Annotated in this window: 18 protein-coding genes; 9 read left to right on the top strand and 9 right to left on the bottom strand. The window is 44.1% G+C overall.

Features of this window, described 5'->3' with window-relative positions; translation table 11 throughout:
* Window positions 1-54: 54 nt before the first annotated feature.
* The 3 genes from IEZ33_RS00670 to kduD all read right to left on the bottom strand — a co-directional run bounded on the left by IEZ33_RS00670 (window position 55) and on the right by kduD (window position 2,376).
* On the bottom strand, window positions 55-375 hold the full coding sequence (locus IEZ33_RS00670) for a cupin domain-containing protein (protein WP_191601835.1): 321 nt from the start codon (window positions 373-375) through the stop codon (window positions 55-57).
* 283 nt (window positions 376-658) lie between these two features.
* On the bottom strand, window positions 659-1,444 hold the full coding sequence (gene kdgR / locus IEZ33_RS00665; protein WP_191601834.1) for a DNA-binding transcriptional regulator KdgR: 786 nt from the start codon (window positions 1,442-1,444) through the stop codon (window positions 659-661).
* Window positions 1,445-1,617: 173 nt separating this feature from the next.
* A complete protein-coding gene (gene kduD, locus IEZ33_RS00660) occupies window positions 1,618-2,376 on the bottom strand; it encodes a 2-dehydro-3-deoxy-D-gluconate 5-dehydrogenase KduD (RefSeq protein WP_191601833.1) in 759 nt (252 codons plus the stop codon).
* A gap of 290 nt (window positions 2,377-2,666) precedes the next feature.
* Between kduD and IEZ33_RS00655 the strand changes: the two genes are divergently transcribed.
* The gene (locus IEZ33_RS00655; RefSeq protein WP_191601832.1) at window positions 2,667-3,860 is read left to right on the top strand and encodes a cation:proton antiporter; all 1,194 of its coding nucleotides are present in this window, start codon (window positions 2,667-2,669) and stop codon (window positions 3,858-3,860) included.
* An 87-nt stretch (window positions 3,861-3,947) separates the two neighbouring features.
* Here IEZ33_RS00655 and IEZ33_RS00650 read toward each other — a convergent pair whose 3' ends face one another.
* Entirely contained in the window at window positions 3,948-4,862 is a 915-nt protein-coding gene (locus IEZ33_RS00650) for a DMT family transporter (protein ID WP_191601831.1), read from the bottom strand.
* Window positions 4,863-4,984: 122 nt separating this feature from the next.
* Here IEZ33_RS00650 and IEZ33_RS00645 point away from each other — a divergent pair, with 122 nt between their 5' ends.
* Window positions 4,985-5,365, top strand: a complete 381-nt coding sequence (locus IEZ33_RS00645) for a winged helix-turn-helix transcriptional regulator (protein WP_191601830.1) — start codon at window positions 4,985-4,987, stop codon at window positions 5,363-5,365.
* A 79-nt stretch (window positions 5,366-5,444) separates the two neighbouring features.
* Here the strand turns inward: IEZ33_RS00645 and IEZ33_RS00640 are convergent, their stop codons facing one another.
* Window positions 5,445-5,894 carry a DUF302 domain-containing protein gene (locus IEZ33_RS00640; protein WP_191601829.1) on the bottom strand — a complete coding sequence of 150 codons (450 nt, stop codon included), beginning with the start codon at window positions 5,892-5,894 and terminating at the stop codon, window positions 5,445-5,447.
* A 161-nt stretch (window positions 5,895-6,055) separates the two neighbouring features.
* On the opposite strand from IEZ33_RS00640, the gene hutC reads away from it, so the two are divergent.
* Window positions 6,056-6,811: a histidine utilization repressor gene (hutC, locus tag IEZ33_RS00635; RefSeq protein WP_240009592.1), complete on the top strand. Its 756-nt coding sequence runs from the start codon at window positions 6,056-6,058 to the stop codon at window positions 6,809-6,811.
* 95 nt (window positions 6,812-6,906) lie between these two features.
* Here hutC and IEZ33_RS00630 read toward each other — a convergent pair whose 3' ends face one another.
* Together IEZ33_RS00630 and IEZ33_RS00625 are read right to left on the bottom strand one after the other, a co-directional pair.
* Window positions 6,907-7,506: a HutD/Ves family protein gene (locus IEZ33_RS00630; protein WP_191601828.1), complete on the bottom strand. Its 600-nt coding sequence runs from the start codon at window positions 7,504-7,506 to the stop codon at window positions 6,907-6,909.
* Window positions 7,499-8,908 carry a formimidoylglutamate deiminase gene (locus IEZ33_RS00625; protein WP_191601827.1) on the bottom strand — a complete coding sequence of 470 codons (1,410 nt, stop codon included), beginning with the start codon at window positions 8,906-8,908 and terminating at the stop codon, window positions 7,499-7,501. Before IEZ33_RS00625 ends, IEZ33_RS00630 begins: the two co-directional genes overlap by 8 nt.
* A 259-nt stretch (window positions 8,909-9,167) precedes the next feature.
* Here IEZ33_RS00625 and hutU point away from each other — a divergent pair, with 259 nt between their 5' ends.
* From hutU to hutG, 4 genes are all read left to right on the top strand, one after another.
* Entirely contained in the window at window positions 9,168-10,859 is a 1,692-nt protein-coding gene (hutU, locus tag IEZ33_RS00620; protein WP_191601826.1) for a urocanate hydratase, read from the top strand.
* A gap of 111 nt (window positions 10,860-10,970) precedes the next feature.
* Window positions 10,971-12,509 (top strand): histidine ammonia-lyase, encoded by a 1,539-nt coding sequence (gene hutH / locus IEZ33_RS00615; protein ID WP_191601825.1) that lies wholly within the window; start codon window positions 10,971-10,973, stop codon window positions 12,507-12,509.
* Between the two features lie 3 nt (window positions 12,510-12,512).
* Complete coding sequence (gene hutI / locus IEZ33_RS00610; protein WP_191601824.1) at window positions 12,513-13,739, top strand: imidazolonepropionase; 1,227 nt, start codon at window positions 12,513-12,515, stop codon at window positions 13,737-13,739.
* Window positions 13,736-14,560: an N-formylglutamate deformylase gene (hutG, locus tag IEZ33_RS00605; protein WP_191601823.1), complete on the top strand. Its 825-nt coding sequence runs from the start codon at window positions 13,736-13,738 to the stop codon at window positions 14,558-14,560. Before hutI ends, hutG begins: the two co-directional genes overlap by 4 nt.
* Before the next feature lie 300 nt (window positions 14,561-14,860).
* Here the strand turns inward: hutG and IEZ33_RS00600 are convergent, their stop codons facing one another.
* Window positions 14,861-16,171 (bottom strand): YjiH family protein, encoded by a 1,311-nt coding sequence (locus tag IEZ33_RS00600; RefSeq protein ID WP_206696887.1) that lies wholly within the window; start codon window positions 16,169-16,171, stop codon window positions 14,861-14,863.
* A gap of 364 nt (window positions 16,172-16,535) precedes the next feature.
* Here IEZ33_RS00600 and IEZ33_RS00595 point away from each other — a divergent pair, with 364 nt between their 5' ends.
* Window positions 16,536-17,588, top strand: a complete 1,053-nt coding sequence (locus IEZ33_RS00595) for an NAD(P)H-dependent flavin oxidoreductase (RefSeq protein WP_191601822.1) — start codon at window positions 16,536-16,538, stop codon at window positions 17,586-17,588.
* A 127-nt stretch (window positions 17,589-17,715) separates the two neighbouring features.
* Here the strand turns inward: IEZ33_RS00595 and IEZ33_RS00590 are convergent, their stop codons facing one another.
* Window positions 17,716-18,585: a LysR family transcriptional regulator gene (locus IEZ33_RS00590; RefSeq protein WP_191601821.1), complete on the bottom strand. Its 870-nt coding sequence runs from the start codon at window positions 18,583-18,585 to the stop codon at window positions 17,716-17,718.
* Between the two features lie 277 nt (window positions 18,586-18,862).
* Between IEZ33_RS00590 and IEZ33_RS00585 the strand changes: the two genes are divergently transcribed.
* Window positions 18,863-19,897: a GlxA family transcriptional regulator gene (locus IEZ33_RS00585; RefSeq protein ID WP_191601820.1), complete on the top strand. Its 1,035-nt coding sequence runs from the start codon at window positions 18,863-18,865 to the stop codon at window positions 19,895-19,897.
* Window positions 19,898-20,063: the final 166 nt, after the last annotated feature.

Here is a 20,063-nt window from a genome sequence, read left to right as displayed (position 1 = left end):
ACAGACTGCATCTTGTACAAAAACCACCGTTAATCACATTCAACGCAACACACATTACAAAAAGTCTTTTCGCATAGGGGTGAAATTGTCCAGCAATACCCCGGGCTCTAAGCATACGCAACCATGCATTACATTCGGCTCTTTATAAAGCGCATCACCTGGACCAACTATTCTAGTTTCATCACCAATTGTGAATTCGAATTTTCCGGACAAAACATAGGTTAACTGCTCATGCGGATGCTGGTGCATGGGTCCAACAGCCCCTTTTTCGAAATGCACTTCAACCGTCATGATGTTCTCTGAATGCGCCATCATTTTGCGCGATACACCGTCACCCAGATCGTCCAAAGGGACGTCATTATTGTAGACAAACATAAGACAACTCGTGGCATGTTTATTTAAGAGAACCACAGTATAACAGAATTTAAAAACACCGTTCAATACTTTATGAAAAAGCGTTTCATTTTATTTCAAGGCCATACGTATGGTTAATTAAGGACGAATGACAGACACAGCAATCTGTTAAAAACCGTTAATACTGAATAAAAAATGATTACAAAGGCGGTATTGAAATAGATCTAACAAAGAAAAAATTAAGACAAAAGAAAAGAAAAGCAGAGAGCTTGCCGTCCCTGCTTCATATTGGGTGTGTAAAGCGTTATGCTTTCGAACAACCTAAGTTTTTCGATATTTTTGCGGCCGCGTCCTGCAACAAGACAACATACTCATCAAATTTTTCAGGCGTATATCGTAAGGTCGGAAAAGACAAGCTTAATCCAGCGATCACATTCCCTAAGCGATCGTAGATCGGCGCAGCAATGCAACGAAGCCCTTCTTCCTGCTCTTCATTATCCACACCATAACTAAGCTTTTGCACGTCTTTTAACTCAACTAAAAGAGAATCGACAGAACGGTGCGTTTTTGAAGTAGAGGGAGTGAAGTCCGTCTGAGAAAGCACCCCTCGCACATACTCTTCTGACCTTTCAGCCAGTAACACTTTGCCTATCGCCGTTGAATACAGAGGGTTACGTCCACCAATACGTGACTGCATACGTAAATTATATTGAGCGTCTATTTTAAAAATATACACAATATTGTCGCCATCACGGATACCGAGATGAAGCGCTTCTTTTGTTAACGCCCCAATCGACGCCATGTGCGGCTCAGCTAAAGACACTAAATCAACGTGCTCAAGTGCGTTAGAACTCACTTCAAATAATTTTAACGTCAGTGAGTAACGATCATCTTCGCCTTCTTGTCGGACAAACCCGAGCATTTTCATCGTTTGTAAAAAGCGATAAACCGTACTTTTAGAGGTCATCACAATTTGAGCAAGTTCCGTTACTCCTAACGACTTTTTTTCGGCCAAGGCATTTAATATGGCAAACACCTTCATCACTGATGAAACGGGCTCTATTTGCTGGTTATTCTCTTCATTCATCATAAGTTTCATTTTTTTTGAAATGTTATTTTGTAATTGTAGAATAATTTCTTAGAGAGTGACATCCCAGAGTAATAAAATGCCTTTTGATGTCTTGATTAGAATAAAGCGGCTTCAGCACTGTCAACAATACAAGAACGCATGGGCAGAATGAAAGCTAACCCAATGATGGAAGCCTAACGAGCTAACCATCCGCCATCTACCGCAATGGTATAACCGTTGACATACCGTGAAGCATCACTCGCCAAGAATACAATCGGCCCAGCCATATCATCCGATTTACCCCAACGACCACAAGGGATACGGCCCACTATTTCTTGAGAACGCACTTCATCGTCTCGTAAAGCGGTCGTATTGTCAGTCGCCATATACCCCGGCGCAATAGCATTCACATTGATTCCGTGTGGCGCCCATTCATTTGCCAGTAAACGCGTTACCCCCATCACACCACTTTTTGACGCCGTATAAGAAGGCACTCGAATCCCTCCTTGATAAGACAACATTGACGCAATGTTAATAATATTACCCGACGTTCCTTGAGTCATAACCTGCTTAGCAAACCCCTGAGACATAAAGAAAACCGCCTTCACATTCAGGTCCATCACATCATCCCAATCCTTTTCCGTGAAATCAATCGAGTCATTACGACGAATAATGCCAGCATTATTAACCAAAATATCCACTTTCCCAAACGCCGCAATCGCCTCTGTCATCACCTTGTCCACGCTTTCCATTTTGCTCATGTCCGCCATAACATTGTGGAAACGATGTCCTCCCGCCGTCATGAGCGCCATGGTTTCGGTAGGCATTCTGCGATTAACCCCGACAACATCAGCCCCAGCACGAGCTAATGCTAACGCCATACCTTGACCCAGCCCGGCATTACAGCCCGTTACAATCGCCACCCTATTGCTTAAATCAAACATGTCTAACATACCCATCACCTACTTAATGGTTATAAAACGAACGCCTTCCTGACTCACCTACCTCATTTATCAAGAATCACTTTAAACGATATTTCCATCACCAACAATAAAAAAGACACAATAGATCATTTTTTTTAGAACGATGTTTTGTTTTATTTAAATTTCTCAGACGAACGATGGTATGATTTTTCCAAGTAGATTATTGAGAAACAACCTAAGCATCCTTTGACGGTTTCTGGTTTAATACTCTTCATTCACATTCGCTCAGTAAAACAGGTACGATTAGGGAGAGAGCAAAGATGCTATACACTGTGTTGGCCGTTGTCAGTGGGTTGTTTTTACTCTATTCCATTTCGATTCGCCCCTTATCCAAAAAAGACATCACAGGGCCGATGTTTTTTGTTGTCGGTGGTATTTTGATTGCGTGTTTTCTACCTAATAAAAGTACGCATTTGGAAGGCGGGTTAGATTATGTTTTACCATTGATCGAAATGACGTTAAGCGTCTTTTTGTTTACCGATGCCGCAAAATCCAAGCTAAGCGTGCTAAAACACAGCATTCAATACCCAAGTTTATTGCTGTTTGTGGCGTTGCCATTGACCCTGTTATTGGGGATCGCTACCGCTTTGCTGTTGTTTGCTGATTTGACCTTACTTCAAGCGGCGTTGATCGCCATTATTTTAACGCCTACGGATGCCGCTTTAAGCAAAGGTCTGCTGGAGAACCTGTCTGTGCCAGCCAGAATACGTGAGGGCATTAACACGGAAAGTGGGCTGAATGATGGTTTATGTGTGCCGCTATTTTTGATTTTCAGCCTGCTCGCCAACAGTCCCGAGACAACACTGGGGTACGTAGACGTGACCATTATTTTTGTCAGAGAACTTGGGGTAGCGGTGATCATTGCGCTCGTCAGTACCTTTGCGTTTATTGCGCTTATGCGCTTCGCCATGACACACCGTTATTTCGCTCATCACTCTAGCCCTTATCTATTATTAGGCTTTGCGGTTTTGGTTTTTTCATTGGCACAGGCCTTACATAGCAGTGGCTTTATTGCGGCGTTTGTGGCGGGTTTGCTGTTTGATAAGTTTGCCCCTAAACATCTGAGCAAGCCGTTGATAAAGGACAGCGAGCACATTGCGGATTTCATTTCTTTACTGATTTGGTGTTTATTTGGCTTTGTTGTGGCCTACGCCGTGATACCAGAAATTAACCTAAGAATTGTGATCTATGCTTTATTAAGTACCACATTAATTCGTATGATCCCTGTCATGCTGTCCTTAAGTTTCACCGCTCTGAACCTGAAAGAAAGGCTCACTTTTGCGTGGTTTGGCCCTAGAGGATTGGCGTCCATTGTGTTTACTTTGATGGTGATTGATACTCAGATAGAAGGAAAGTCTTTGATTGCTACAATCGCGATGACAACGATTTTGTTCAGTGTTTTTATTCATGGGGTCAGTACAAAGCCAATTGCAGACAGTTTTTCCGATAAATAAACAGAACGCTCACTCTTCAAACGATCCGTTTTATGCAAGGTAATGTGCTTGTTCTATTACTAGAATTAGGCTCGATTCTCTAAGCATTCACTTAGAAGCGTGCACTTTTCCCGCTGAGGACTTAGCACCGGATAGCACTAAATAAACGGCAAAAACAATAACGGCTAACGCCATGATATGCCTTAACGTAAGCATTTCATTCAGAAAGAAAAAGCCAATCAAACTGCCCATGACAGGTACGGCAAAATTAATTTGCGACAGACGGGTAGCACCAATTCGAGGCACCAAATAAAAATAAATCAGATTGGCACAACCAGTGGAAAACACGCCTAAATACACAACGGCACCAATGGACATCATAGTAGGCTCAATACTAAATTCATGCTTTCCCATTAAAAAAGTGATGAGAAGAATGGAGAACGCACCAACCAAGGTAGAGCCAGAGGCCATTTCTAATGCCGGACGCCTAACACAGCACTTCACATAAACCGTGTTCGCGGCGTAGCAAAGTGCCGCACAGATAATCGATAATTGGCCAGTAAAGTCATTTCCTAAAGAGTGCAATGCACTTGGGCCGACCAGAATCACCACTCCCATCACAGCAAACACCAACCCAGCTACGACTCGTTTGGTTAACTTTTCATCTGGCAATACCGTCGCAGCGAATACAACCGTGGCCACAGGCGCCACCCCCATCAAAATAGACGCTAAGGCGCTGTCTACAGATTGTTCACCATAGGTAATCATGACAAAAGGAATCGTACTTCCTAACAACCCAGCGATGGTATAAGAAAGCCATACTTTTGCATTAGAGGAAAGCCTTTGCCCAGCCCAAATCAAGACACAAAAAATCAACACGGCGCCAATCAACATTCTGCCAGCCACAATCACAACGGGGTCTAAACTGGCCACCCCAAGTTTAATCATCGAAAAGGAAGAGCCCCACATAGAGGCCAGTATCACCCACAGCAAGGCGTTGATTAGTGATGATTTGTTTGTCATAGTAGTCTCTTAACATGCTATTAAATGAGTAGCATACATATTGACCACTACTTTTGCTACTAATTTAGTAGCAAACTTCAGAATGCCATGCTTCAAAGAACGCACTTTCAAAAAGAGACATTATGGCCAATAGTCAACACTCGAATACCATCAAAGAAAAAACAGAATTACCGACGATGGGCCGTCCAGTTCGAGGCTCCGAAAGCGGTCAGCCTATCATGGTCTTATTTGATTTATTGGGGCGTCGCTGGGCAATGGGAATATTATGGGGCTTAAGTGGAAGTAATCGTACTTTTAGAGACCTGCAAACTCATTGCGGCTCCGCTTCCCCGAGTGTACTCAATACGCGTTTAAAGGAATTAAGGGCCGCAAATTTAATTGAAAAAGCCACGGATGGCTATAGCCTAACCGAGGATGGTAGAGCCCTCTTTAAGCATTTAGAGCCTCTAGGGGATTGGGCTAAAAGCTGGGCTCCAACGCTTAGCAACAAAAACGATCTATAGCTGACTTTATTTAAATCAAAGCCCTCACTACGGCAACCACCGCACTTATTGGGCTTTCAATACTCTGATCGTGAAGGGGTTAAGAGGCAACCGCTTTTGTAATACCGGCTAATGCATTGCCGACTTTTTCAATAACGGCTTCACAGCCAACTAGATGATGCTTTTGCTCTAAGTAGTTTGGATCATTATAAGAAATCCAAACATTTTGGGCCTCATCTTCCCAAATTAATGCTTTTTGAGGCAATTCAATCGCAATACTCTGAGCACATTGCATCAAAGGACTACCTACTTTTGGGTTGCCAAATAAAACCAATTCCGTGTCTCTTAATTCAATACCCACATTTTTGGCCCCTTCAGAGTGCTTTATTCTATTAAACACCGTCATGCCTTTTTCTTTTAAGACACCTTCCATACGATCAGCGGTCTCTTTCACTGAGTGGTTACTTTGAACATTGATCATGCCATCTACAGCCAGAGCGGGAGCCGAAATGGACAGTGCAAACAATGCCGCTGATAGGATTTTTTTCATAAATATCTCCTTGAATAGGGTGACGAACAAAAATAGTGTAACTCAATTGAGACACGCCACTCTTCATAGAGTTCATTATTCAAGGAAAATAGTCTAGCGGTTGTTTAAAAAACCTGACTCACTGTATAATTTCGCCACATTTTTTCATTAATGGTATGTTCGTGACCGATAAAAAAATCTCAATGCTGCACAATTTATTTAATGATTTGTCGAGCACGCCACAACCGATCTACTCTAAGTTAAAGCAAGCCATTAGTCAGAAAATTGCGACAGGTGAGTGGGAAGAAAATCAACGGGTCCCGTCGGAGTCTGAAATCGTTAAAGCCTTAGGCGTTAGTCGAATGACAGTAAACCGTGCCCTAAGAGAATTAACGGCCGAAGGGTTGCTTATTCGTCAACAAGGTCTAGGGACATTCGTTGCCAAAAAAAAATCGCATTCTGCCCTGTTTGAAGTTCACAACATTGCCGATGAAATTTCAGCCCGTGGACATCAACATCGAGCAGAACTGCTGGTCATCGAATCCGGACGGGCGACCGTTGAAGAAGCCATGATGTTAGGAATCCGCACCAGCCACGATATTTTCCGCTCGGTTGTGCTGCACTTTGAAAATGAGCTGCCAATTCAAATTGAAGAGCGCATTGTCAACGCCATGCTGGCACCAGAGTACGCGCAACAAGACTTTACCCATCACACGTCCTATGAGTACCTCATGAGTGTGGCCCCCATGACGGAGGGTGAGCACCTAGTCGAAGCGATTATGCCCTCAAGCGTTGAGTGTGAAAGGCTACAAATTACGTCCCAAGAACCGTGTCTACAGATAAAAAGGCGAACGTGGTCTGGGGATGACATAGTCACAGCCGCTCGCTTACTGTATCCCGGTTCTCGTTTTCAATTATTCGGTCATTTTGGCCGTTAAACAGGCGCTTTTTTGATTAAAAAAAACCCTTCTAATCTTTGATTAAAAGGGTCAAAGGGAGAGCTATTCTGCTTTCTTGATGTAAGAGCTCATGTCTATAAATCACTAATGTCTATAAACACGCCGCCTCCTTGCTCGACAGTCAAGACACCAGCGGCACTCAATATCAGAATACTGTTTTCTAACAGATCTATGTGTTCAACCGCTTGATCAGCCACATAGGAAAGATGGCAGAGTTGGGTAGCATAAAACGCCTGTAAAAGTGACTCTTGCAGTGGGCGAATACAGACCGATTCCTCTCTATAAATGGCTTTCAGAGTCGCTTGCGTGTCTTGTTTACGCACCATAATGTTTAAATCTTCGATGGGACCTTGATGCAAGGTCGCCGAAGTCAGATCGCCACCGTCAAAAAGCGCCATGTCCAAAGCATTTAATAATGGGCTGCTCGTTCGTTGCTCATGCCGCTCATGCGTTAACGTCATCCCCGAATCGCTCAATAGTACTAGGGTACGATGCAATCCTGTAAAATCTGAAAAAACGCCATTCTCAACGACGGCCGCTTGACTGATTCGAAACCGAATCCCCTTTTCATCTTCATGACTCACAATGGCCAGCGTTTCTCCACGACCATTTTTCCATGGTACTCGGCCATACTGAGATGAGTCTATGATCTGATAGGCCGCTCTGTCATTCATCGTACATCACCTTTTTAATGACTTGGGTAAAGGCCTTACGGCTACTTTCTTCCAAAGGATGACTGAAATTGGTGACGATAGGCTCGCCGGCAACATAGACGTCTTTTACGACATTTTCATTGCAGGCAAACAACCATCGATTTAGGAAATCACAGGGTTGGCTAGCGGCGATAAAAGGATGCGCATCATCCAGTAACATAAAGTCGGCACGGCTACCCACTTTTAAGCCAAGCGACACATCACATGCTTGATTACCGCCTATAAGTGCTTGCTGATACAGGTTATCTCCAACGTTGGGTTGCTCTGCTCGATGTAACCTGTTGCGTTGTTGATCTCGCAGACGTTGCCCATATTCTAAGGTTCTGAGCTCTTCCACTATGGATAGACTCACGTGACTGTCGGAACCAATACCCCAGCGTCCTTTAGCTTGTTCAAATTCAACCGCCGGAAAAATACCATCCCCTAAATTGGCTTCAGTGGTTGGACATAAACCGGCAATAGCATGACTAGACGCAATGGCCGATAGCTCATTCGGATCTAAATGAGTCGCATGCACCAAGCACCAACGATCACTCAACCCAATTTCATTATGTAACCACTCAACCGGTCTTTGGCCACTCCAATTTAAGCAATCTTGTACTTCTTTCTGCTGTTCGGCAATGTGGATGTGCACAACTTGATTTGGATCTAGCGCCGATAAAACCTCTTCAATCTGCGGCTTAGTTACCGCTCTCAAAGAATGAAAGCAGATGCCAACGTTATGCTTATTCTCTTGGTTTACGTTGGACATTGAAAAGGCCGATGCACAGGCTTGCTGCAATGCCAGATAAGAGTCCACTGAATGAATAAAACGCGCCTGGCCTTCAGTTGGAGTCTGACCGCCAAACCCTGAATAAGCATATAAAACAGGTAGCAGAGTTAAGCCAATACCAGATTGGTTAGCCGCATCAAGCAATCGTAACGACATTTCTGCTTTTTGTGCATAGGATTTGCCCTGCTGGGCATGATGCAAATAATGAAACTCGCCAACTTGCGTGTAACCTGCTTTCAGCATATCGATATAAAGCTGGGTAGCAATAACCTGAGCGTCATCCGGAGTCAGTTTTTGCACCACTTTGTACATCAAGTCACGCCAGCTCCAAAAACTGTCGTTCGGGTTCAAACTAACCTCGGCGGCGCCCGCCATAACACGTTGAAACGCATGGGAATGGACATTAGCCAGGGTAGGTAACATAGGGCCATCAAGCCACGTTATAGAGGAAGATAATTCCTTTGGTGGTTCACAATCCGCTTGAATAGACGTAAAAACGCCATTAGCCACTTTAAATAGCACATTGTTTGCCCAACCAGAGTTCAGTAAAGCGTGTTTCGCAAAGTAAAAAGACGCGTGTTGTGAGGTCATCAATTTATTCCAGCTGTCACAAAGAAAGATTGAGTTTAATAGAAACCATATTGTATATACAAGTAAGATTTTGCTATTTTGCGTTTAATTAACGGCGTTACAAGCTAAATAAAATAGAAAAATATGCCCTTAAAATGGATCATTTTTAGAAAAAACTCAGAATTATTGATTTAGGACTTGCAAAGAAACAAAGTTGAACTTATCTTTTAGTTGTATATACATGTAGTATTAATTAATTTTTCCAATGCAGGTGATTTCAATGTCAAAGCAAACTCTTTCTCAAAAACGTTACCGTCAAGGTGTTGTTAAAGCCGCAACCGGCACCAAACTTACCGCTAAGTCTTGGTTTACTGAAGCGCCAATGCGTATGCTAATGAACAACCTTGACCCAGAAGTGGCCGAAAATCCTGAAGAATTAGTGGTTTATGGTGGTATTGGCCGTGCTGCACGTGATTGGGAGAGTTATGACAAGATCGTTGAAACACTGACCAACTTAGAAGACGATGAAACGCTGCTAGTGCAGTCAGGTAAACCCGTTGGTGTTTTCAAAACACACAGCAATGCACCACGAGTATTGATCGCTAACTCAAACCTTGTGCCTCACTGGGCTAATTGGGAACACTTTAACGAACTCGACGCAAAAGGGTTGGCTATGTATGGCCAAATGACCGCTGGTTCTTGGATCTACATTGGTAGTCAAGGCATCGTTCAAGGCACATACGAGACCTTCGTTGAAGCGGGTCGCCAACACTTTGATGGAAACCTGACGGGGCGCTGGGTACTAACAGCGGGGTTAGGGGGTATGGGTGGCGCTCAACCATTAGCGGCCACCTTAGCTGGCGCTTGTTCTTTGAACATTGAATGTCAACAAACCAGTATCGATTTCCGCTTAAAGACACGCTACTTAGATGAACAAGCAAACGATTTAGACGATGCATTAGCACGTATCGCCAAATACACAAAAGAAGGTAAAGCCATTTCAATAGGCCTTTGTGGTAATGCCGCTGACATTTTGCCAGAAATGGTACGTCGTGGTATTCGACCTGATATGGTAACGGATCAAACGTCGGCACATGACCCGCTTAACGGTTACTTGCCATCTGGCATGAGCTGGGAAGAATATCGCGAAAAAGGCAAGACTCACCCTACAGAAACGGTCAAGGCCGCTAAGCAATCTATGGCGAAGCACGTTGAAGCCATGCTGGCGTTCCAAAAAATGGGGATTCCAACCTTTGATTATGGCAACAACATTCGCCAAATGGCGATGGAAGAAGGCGTCGAGAATGCTTTTGATTTTCCAGGATTTGTACCGGCTTACATCCGTCCGCTATTCTGCCGTGGTATTGGCCCATTCCGCTGGGCGGCACTGTCTGGCGACCCAGAAGATATTTACAAAACCGACGCAAAAGTAAAAGAGCTGATCGCCGATGATGCGCATTTGCATCATTGGTTAGATATGGCGCGTGAGCGCATCCAATTCCAAGGTTTACCTGCACGTATTTGTTGGGTTGGTCTTGGTCAACGCGCAAAACTTGGACTCGCCTTTAATGAAATGGTTCGCAGTGGCGAATTGTCTGCCCCAATTGTTATTGGACGAGATCATTTGGATTCAGGTTCGGTAGCCAGTCCAAACCGTGAGACCGAATCCATGCAAGATGGTTCTGATGCTGTGTCCGATTGGCCACTATTGAATGCTTTATTAAATACCGCTTCCGGTGCTACTTGGGTATCACTTCATCATGGCGGTGGTGTTGGTATGGGCTTCTCTCAGCATTCCGGTATGGTCATAGTGTGTGACGGTAGTGACGATGCGGCGGCACGTATTGCACGAGTGCTGCATAATGATCCAGCGACAGGGGTTATGCGTCATGCGGATGCTGGTTACCAAATTGCCATTGATTGTGCGCAAGAACAAAATCTGCATTTACCTATGATTACCACAAAAAAATAAGTAGGTTTACCGCCTAATTACAATGAAATATTATTACGATAAACACTGACAAAAAAGCATTCTCTATCCGAGAGTGCTTCGGTCCTGAAGACCGTTACTTAGAGGCTAACCATGTTTAAATTAATCATCAAACCCGGTCAATTAACGTTAAATGACCTACGCCAGATCAGTCGCCAGCCAGTACAGCTGAGTTTGGAGGACAGCGCCATTCCTGCGATTCAGGCCAGTACGGATGTGGTAAACGATGTGATTGCAGAAGACCGCACGGTTTATGGCATTAACACGGGGTTTGGTTTGTTAGCCAATACTCGTATTGCCGCCGAAGATCTAGAAGAGCTACAACGCAGTATTGTATTATCCCACTCCGCTGGTATCGGCGCCTTAATGACAGACAAAACCGTCAAGCTCATCATGGCATTGAAAGTAAACAGTTTGGCTCGTGGTTTTTCTGGCATTCGTTTGCAGGTCATTGAAGCCTTATTAACCTTAATCAATAAAGAAGTGTACCCTTGCATTCCTCAAAAAGGGTCTGTTGGTGCCTCCGGTGACTTAGCGCCCTTAGCTCACATGAGCGCCGTTTTATTGGGTGAAGGACAAGCTCGTTATAAAGGCGAAATATTATCTGGTCAAGCCGCTCTTGCTGTTGCGGGTTTGTCTCCTATCACCTTAGCGCCAAAAGAAGGTCTTGCTCTGCTTAATGGTACCCAAGCGTCTACCGCTTTTGCTTTAGAAGGCTTATTTGAAGCCGAAGACTTGTTTGCCTCCGCTATTACTTGTGGTGCACTGTCGGTTGAAGCCGCCTTGGGTAGCCGCAGTCCATTTGATGCTCGGATTCACCAAGTGCGTGGCCATCAAACTCAAATCGATGCCGCCGCCGCGTATCGCCACCTTTTAGGCCCAACCAGCGAATTAGGCAATTCTCATGAAGGTTGTGAGAAAGTACAGGACCCTTATTCACTGCGCTGCCAACCCCAAGTAATGGGTGCTTGTCTTGCTCAAATTCGCAACACAGCCAGTGTGCTTTGTGTTGAAGCGAATGCAGTTTCGGATAACCCATTAGTCTTCGCCGAGTCTGGCGATATTATTTCTGGGGGGAACTTTCACGCCGAGCCTGTTGCGATGGCCGCCGACAACCTCGCGCTGGCCATTGCCGAGATCGGCAGCCTTTCTGAACGTCGTATGGCGTTACTGATCGACAGTAACTTAAGTAAATTACCACCCTTCCTAGTGGACAATGGCGGAGTTAACTCTGGTTTTATGATTGCTCAAGTGACCGCCGCCGCGTTAGCCAGTGAAAACAAAACCTATGCCCATCCTGCATCGGTTGACAGCTTACCGACCTCAGCAAACCAAGAAGATCACGTCTCTATGGCTACCTTTGCGGCACGTCGTTTAAAAGATATGGCGGAAAACACGCGTGGTATTTTAGCCGTAGAGATCTTGTCCGCGGTACAAGGCTTGGATTTCCGTGCGCCACTGAAATCCAGTGAAAAACTGGAGCAAGTCCGTGCAGAATTACGTGCTCGTGTGCCTTTCTATGATAAAGACCGTTACTTTGCGACGGACATCGAAAAAGCCAACACCCTTTTAATGGAAGCAGTACACAACAGCATTATGCCTGAAAACTTATTACCCAGTTTAGCGGAGTAATGTATGACACGCTTAGACTCTCCTCTTGTATTTGATCGCCTTTGGTATGGAGCTCATGTCGCCACTATGGTCGACGGCCACTATAATGTAATTGAAGAGGCCGCTATTGGGGTCTTGGGTGGTCGCATTGCGTGGCTTGGCAAAGCGTGCGATTTACCCGCATATGAAACCGCCTCCAAACATAACCTTGAAGGCGGTTGGGTCACTCCAGGCTTAATCGACAGTCACACACATCTTGTGTTTGGCGGTAATCGAGCAGGAGAGTTTGAGCAGCGTCTAAACGGCATCAGTTATCAAGAAATAGCCAAGCAAGGAGGCGGAATTGCTTCCACGGTTAACTCAACTCGAGCCGCCAGCGAAGCCGAACTTCTGATCAGTGCACGTCGTCGTCTTAAGCACTTAATGGACGATGGTGTCACCACGGTTGAAATCAAATCAGGTTACGGATTGTCACTAGAAAGTGAACTAAAAATGCTACGAGTCGCGACGTCTTTAGGTAACGACTTGGCTGTCACCATAAAGCGTACCTGTTTGGCGGCACACGCTATGCCGCCAGAATTTGACGACAAGGACGCCTACATTGATTACCTATGCGACACACTACTTCCAAAAGTGGCGATGCTGGGTATGGCCGATGCGGTCGATGCATTTTGTGAAGGTATCGCCTTTAGTACGGCGCAGGTTCAACGTTATTTTGAAAAAGCCCAAGAACTGGGATTGGAGATAAAAATTCACGCCGAACAGCTTTCGTCTCTAGGCGGTACTCGGATGGCGGCGTCTTTTAAAGCCTTATCGGCGGATCACATTGAGTTTATCGAAGAAGCCGATGTGATGGCCATGAAAGAGTCAGGTACCGTGGCCGTGCTCTTGCCTGGAGCCTTTTATACATTAAAAGAAACACAAAAGCCTCCGATCGATTTATTACGCCAACATAAAGTGCCTATGGCCATTGCCACCGACGCCAACCCGGGAACCTCGCCAGCGTTGTCATTACGTTTGATGATGAACATGGGCTGTACCTTATTTGGGCTAACACCAGAAGAAGCCTTAGCTGGTACAACGATCTACGCGGCTGAAGCATTGGGTATCGCCGAGAGTCATGGTACCTTGGAAGTGGGTAAGGTCGCGGATTTCGTCTGTTGGGACGTAGAAAGCCCAGGTGAACTCAGCTACTGGTTAGGCGGCCAATTAATGAAACAACGCATTCAACACGGAGAGATCACACAATGACAGACGCGGTCGTCCAAGCGATACAAAACCCTTTTTATTTTAAGCGAGGCGATACCCCTATCTTGGTCAGCATGCCTCATTCTGGCTTATCACTGACACCCGAGGTTGAAAACGCACTAACGGAGCAAGCAAAGAAACTACCAGATACTGATTGGTTTATTCCTGAATTATACGATTGTTTAGAAACATTAGGTGTAGGTTGTATTCAAGCCAACTACTCTCGTTATGTAATTGATTTAAACCGCCCTGTCGATGATAAACCCCTTTATCAGACTAAAACGACGGGGTTGTTTCCCACCATTTTATTTGATGAATCGCCTGTTTTTGTCGCAGGACAAGAACCCAATGAAGGTTTGAAAGCGCTTTACAAAGAACACATTTGGCAAGCTTATCATTCAACAATCGAACAAGAGCTAGCACGTTTAAAAGCCACATTCGGTTACGCCATCTTATTTGACGCGCACAGCATCGCCGCCGAAGTGCCTATGCTATTTGATGGCAAACTACCAGACTTCAACTGGGGCACCAACCAAGGCGAAGCCTGCCATATAGATTTACTTACTTGCGTTCAAAACGCCGTGAGCTCTGAATACAACCAAGTAGCGAACGGACGCTTCAAAGGCGGCTACATTACTCGCCGATTCGGTCAGCCCGAGCAAGGTATTCACGCCATCCAGCTTGAACTCTCTCAAGCGACCTACCTAAATGACGAGTTAGCTAAGCAAAGTCGCTATGAATTGGACACGGACACGCTGCCAGTGATTAAACAGCAGCTAAGAAAGCTAATCCAAGCCTGTGTACAAACAGATTTAAGCGAGTAAGCACTTACATCTAAGTCGGGCTTATGTCAGCCCGGCTTATTTCGATCTCGGTCTCTGATCAACCTCCTATCAAGCAACCACTCCCCCTCCCTATTCCTAACGCCATACTCGCTTAACGCTTACAATGTAATCATCTCAAAAAACGTCGTATTCGCTTCTTTATCCAACAGCTTATACCAACAAAAGGACTACAAAGCTCAGTTAACAACGGACACTAAAGATCATAAAAACGCCAATGATGAACCATTACATCATTGGCGTTTACGATAAACTAATCGGCTTTCAATGAATGAAAACCCGTTACGCTCCCGCCGCCCAGAAAGCAACAGGGGTGGCGATGATCATAGTTAAGACAGTACGGAGATACCAAACGACTAAGATCTGACGAATAGAAATTGGGATCTGAGTGGATAAAATACAAGGAATAGACGCAGAGAAAAATAATATCGAAGAGATGGATATCACACCGATAACAAACTTTGTCACAAAAACACTTTTCGCGGCAATCAAAGCAGGCAAAAACATCTCCGCTAACCCAGTTGCAGAAGCGGTTGACACTAACAAAGGATCCGGTAGTTGCAACGCCCAGGCAAACGGGTAGAAAAGAAAACCAATCCATTCAAAAATAGGTGTGTATTTCGCCAGTATGAGCCCCAATAACCCCACAGACATAATAGATGGCAGGATACTCATGGCCATCAACATACCGTCTTTGGCGTTTTCAATAATGCTTTTCCAAAGAGGAGCGGATTGACGTGCTACCGTCAGTCCCTCTGATACCGCATGCTGTACGCGCGACCCTTCTAATGTTTCGAGATCAGGTACCGATTTACTGTCATCAAAACTTCTCAACGGCGGCAGTCGAACGGTAATCGCTGTTACCATAAAAGTAATGATTAATGTGCTCCAAAAAAATACGTTCCACACCTCCATTAGACCCAATGTTTTAGCAACAATCACCATAAAAGTAGCGGAAACTGTCGAAAAACCTGTCGCAATAATCGCCGCTTCTTTCGCCGAATACTGACCTGATTGGTAGACTTTATTGGTAATCAATAAACCGACGGAATAACTACCAACAAATGAAGCGACCGCATCAATAGCCGATTTACCAGGGGTTTTAAAAAGTGGTTTCATTATGGGCTGTAACATGACACCCGCGAGTTCTAATAAACCATAGCCAATTAGAAAAGCCAGAAAGATGGCGCCAAGCGGGACGATTAAACCAACTGGCACGACTAATTTAGAGAACAGAAATGGCAACATGTCTTTTTCAAAAAGAAATGCAGGCCCAATAGAGAAAAACGCCATAAACGCGGTCATAACACCAATGAGTTTAAAAACCGACAACACCATCTGTGTGCGACTGGCATTCCAATTGCCTTTTAAAAATGGGTACGCACCACCCGCTACAACCACCAGCAACGCATAGACTTGAATAGCATTCGAAAAGTCAGCCCTTAACCACGAAACAATATGGTCGAGCGGTATGGTACTTTTGCCACTGATCGTTATTGGCACAAAGAAAAAGAGAAAACCTATTGCACTAAAGCCAATTAGCTTTAACGCTGCCAGCCCTGTATTGCTAGAAGAGTGATTCATCGTACTCATAAAACCGGATCCTTAAAAATTTAGTCACATACCCATGGAAAGCAACATTCACACCAACATAAACATTCACACGTATATACAACTAATATTATGATTTATTTTTGTTTTAACCCAAAAAATTGAATTTAAAGCACTAAATTAGCTCATTTTAAATTTTTTTGCACACTTTTTATTCATAATAAATCATTAAAATACATTCATGTATATACATTATTATTCATTGGAAATTACCTTCTAACTAAAAACGATTTCAATATAATAAGCCGTGTGTTGGTAAAGCTCTTGGATATCGCTTTTTACCAAGGTATTCTCATGAATACCAAACGACTACACCAACAATACTTGTCTATATAGGGAAATGGAGATGCAGAAACGTAATAAGAAAACGTGGTTAGGTACTGAGTTACCGATTATTCAAGCTCCGATGGCGGGCGTTCAAGACTGTCAATTAGCTATTTCAGTAAGCAACGCTGGAGGCTTAGGTTCCTTACCTTGCGCCATGCTGTCTATTGAGAAAATGACCAGCGAAATTAAACACATTAAAGAGACGACCAGTAGCCCTTATAACCTAAATTTTTTCTGCCATACAATGCCCAATTATGATATTGAACAGCAGACTGTTTGGCAGCAGACATTAACGCCTTATTTTAAAGAGTTGGACTGTGACGTGGATCACTCACCTCAAAAAGCAAGTCGCTTGCCTTTTAGCTCTGATATCGCCGACGCCATTGAACCCTTTCGACCTGAATTTGTCAGTTTTCACTTTGGCCTCCCCGAAAAGAAATTAGTGGATTATATAAAAAGCTGGGGCACAAAAATACTTTCTTCCGCCACAACACTAGAAGAAGCGCTCTGGTTAGAGACTCATGGTGTTGACGGCATTATCGCTCAGGGATTGGAAGCGGGTGGGCATAGAGGAATGTTTTTATCCGATGATATTTCGACCCAAATGGGATTATCGGCTTTACTGCCACAGATTGTCCACAGTGTCAGTGTGCCTGTTATTGCCGCTGGCGGAATCAGTGACAGCAAAGGCGTAGAGGCGGCGTTGTTACTCGGGGCAGAGGCCGTGCAAGTGGGCACGACTTATTTACTTTGCCCTGAAGCCACAACCACAGCCCTGCACTGTACTGCAATTAAGAGCTCTCGCTCTCAACATACAGCCCTCACCAATGTTTTTTCTGGTCGGCCAGCTCGAGGCATAGTCAATCGGGTGATGCAAGAACTAGGGTATATGAGCCCACTCGCTCCTACCTTTCCTTATGCATCCATTGCAATGACTCAACTGAGACAGCTTGCGGAAAAGCGAGATCTCGACGCATTCTCCCCCTTATGGTGTGGTCAGAACACTTTGGGCTGTCAAGACATTTCAGCGGCAGACGTTACCTTACGGCTTGCGGGAAAGAGTCCATTCTAGCGCCTCGAATTAATCCATTTACTAGACCCATGAAACGCATTTCAAACAAGAGCGGAACACATTTGGATCGGTTTTCACGTTAATAAAGCCGACCTAAGCACGCAATAAACCTTGTATCTTCATGACACTAAAGTGATGATCCATCATGACTACGGCTAATTTTAGATGACAATACATCGGCAAAACAATTCACGGCCTTACTCACATCAAAGCGAGCGTGCATTTCAATTTCCACTAAGCCTAAATCTGGTAAGCCTTCAGAGGGTTTGAGTATCCGCCACTCATCCTTCACTAAAGACTCAGAAACGGCGGATACCGCTAAGCCATTCGAAATCGCAATATCAAACCCTGTAACGCCCTGACATTCAAACGCAATAAAGCTGTCCTTAGCGTCTTTATCTAGGCTATCAATCACTTTATTTCGATACACGCAACCCTCTTCGTAGAGAGCCAATGGAATGACTTTCCTCGTGTTTAATTGATACTCTTTGGACGCAACCCAACATATTTTCTCTCTTCTAAGAAGCGTACCCTTTTCTTCTGCTGGGTCTCTCGTCACCAAGATAAGGTCTAGCTCGCCATTCTGAAAACGGTCGAATAATTTATGACTGCTATCGTTCTTAATGTGTATACGAATTTTAGGAAACCGTTGAGTAAACTGTCTCAATGACTCTTGGATATACGCTCGAGCATAGCAATCAGGTATGCCAAATCTCACTACGCCTGAGACTTCATCGGCGTTCATCGCTTGGCAGGCCTCTTCTGATAGCAACAGAATTTTACGCGCATAAGCTAACAAAATTTCACCCTCATTCGTCATAGTGAAATTATTGTAATGACGGTTTAACAGCTTTTTGCCTGTCCCTTCTTCTAATTTCTTTAATTGAATACTAATAGCGGCTTGAGTTCGATGGAGTAGCAACGCAGCCTTAGTAATACTTCCTACCTCAACAATCGTGACAAATGTTGCTAACTGGTTGAAATCAAGCCTTCTCATAGTGACAGGTTCTCTATACGACTTTAAACGTAAAAGGTTAAGTTATTTTACTTTACAGACTGTTATATACGCTCTTGATGTTTGACGGTTGTCTAAAAACGACTCTCTACATCCCCCTTTTATGACGTAGGGTTAAGAAAGCTTCCCTTAATAAAACGCACGGTTCTTGCTGGTTAAAGTAAAAGAGTAGACTCACGTTCAACGGCTTGTATAATCATTGTTCCCAATTAAACACGTCTTATCTTGTTCGTTAATTGTGATTTGGCAGGCAGCAGAAATGATTAAAAGTACTCAACGTGATTTCAGCAAGGCCATTTCCACCTCAAATAATCTGTTCCTTCGGACAAACACCCAACAACAAGATAAGCCAACTAACATTAGCTTCATCCTATTAGAGCATTTTTCGATGGCCGCCTTTACGAACGCTGTCGATACATTAGTCACGGCCAACCTAGTTCATTCAAATCATAAATTCGACTACGTTACGTTAGGGTTAGCCTCAACGATTGTTAAGAGTGATATAGGGATTAATATTTCCAGCGACGACACCATCACCTCTAAGCCTATTACCCAAGATAACGCCCCTCATATTCTCATTATCTGTGGCGGTTTTCGCTGCTCTCTGGAACACAATCCAATACTTTCTTCTTACTTAAAAAGAGCCAATCAATTCGGCCTTATTTTAGGAGGCCTATGGAATGGTGCGATTGCGTTAGCGCAAGCCGGATTACTGAACAATCAAACGTGTGCCCTACATCCGGATAACCATGCCTTTCTCAAAGAAAATATGCCTTTGGTAACCGCCTCAAACCAGACGTTCGTCATAAGCGAAAAACGTGTGAGCTGCGCAGGACCACATAGCGCTCTCGAAATGATGTTGAAATTAATCGAAACGTTAAAAGGCAAAGACGTTGTCTTAACCATAAGAGACATTTTAAGTTGTGATCAGTTAGAAGAAAGTAAAGAGCCGACGAAACTAAAAGCCTCTGAAAAGCCGACCTACCCAACAACCCTCTCAACCATCTTAGAGCTGATGCGTAATAACATTGAAGAACCACTTAGCCTTGAAGAGCTATCGCTTTGCGCCAAGTTATCACGCCGTCAAATAGAACGGCTGTTTCAAACCTATTTAGGCGTTACGCCATCACGCTATTATCTGGAATTACGTATCACCAATGCCCGTAGACTGCTTCTACAAAGTAATAAAAGCATTACTAACATTGCCTTAGCCTGTGGATTTATTAGCATGAGTCATTTTAGTAATTGCTACAAAGCCTACTTTGGTATATCACCAAAAGCGGCACGGAAATAACGGGGAATCGGCATTAAAACGCTCTATTTTAGGGCGTTATTTGTAGTATTTACTGGCTTTTTTAACATTATGCTATAACCAACCTCTATAAATAAAAACCATCACCTTCTCAAAATTTAGTTGTATAAAATTTCTGCCTTTTTACTTGTCTATCACCATTTTAGAA

It is taken from the genome of Marinomonas algicola (genome assembly GCF_014805825.1).
Lineage (GTDB): Bacteria > Pseudomonadota > Gammaproteobacteria > Pseudomonadales > Marinomonadaceae > Marinomonas > Marinomonas algicola.
The sequence above is the reverse complement of the archived record's forward strand: the minus strand, read 5'-3'. Positions and strand labels throughout refer to the sequence as shown.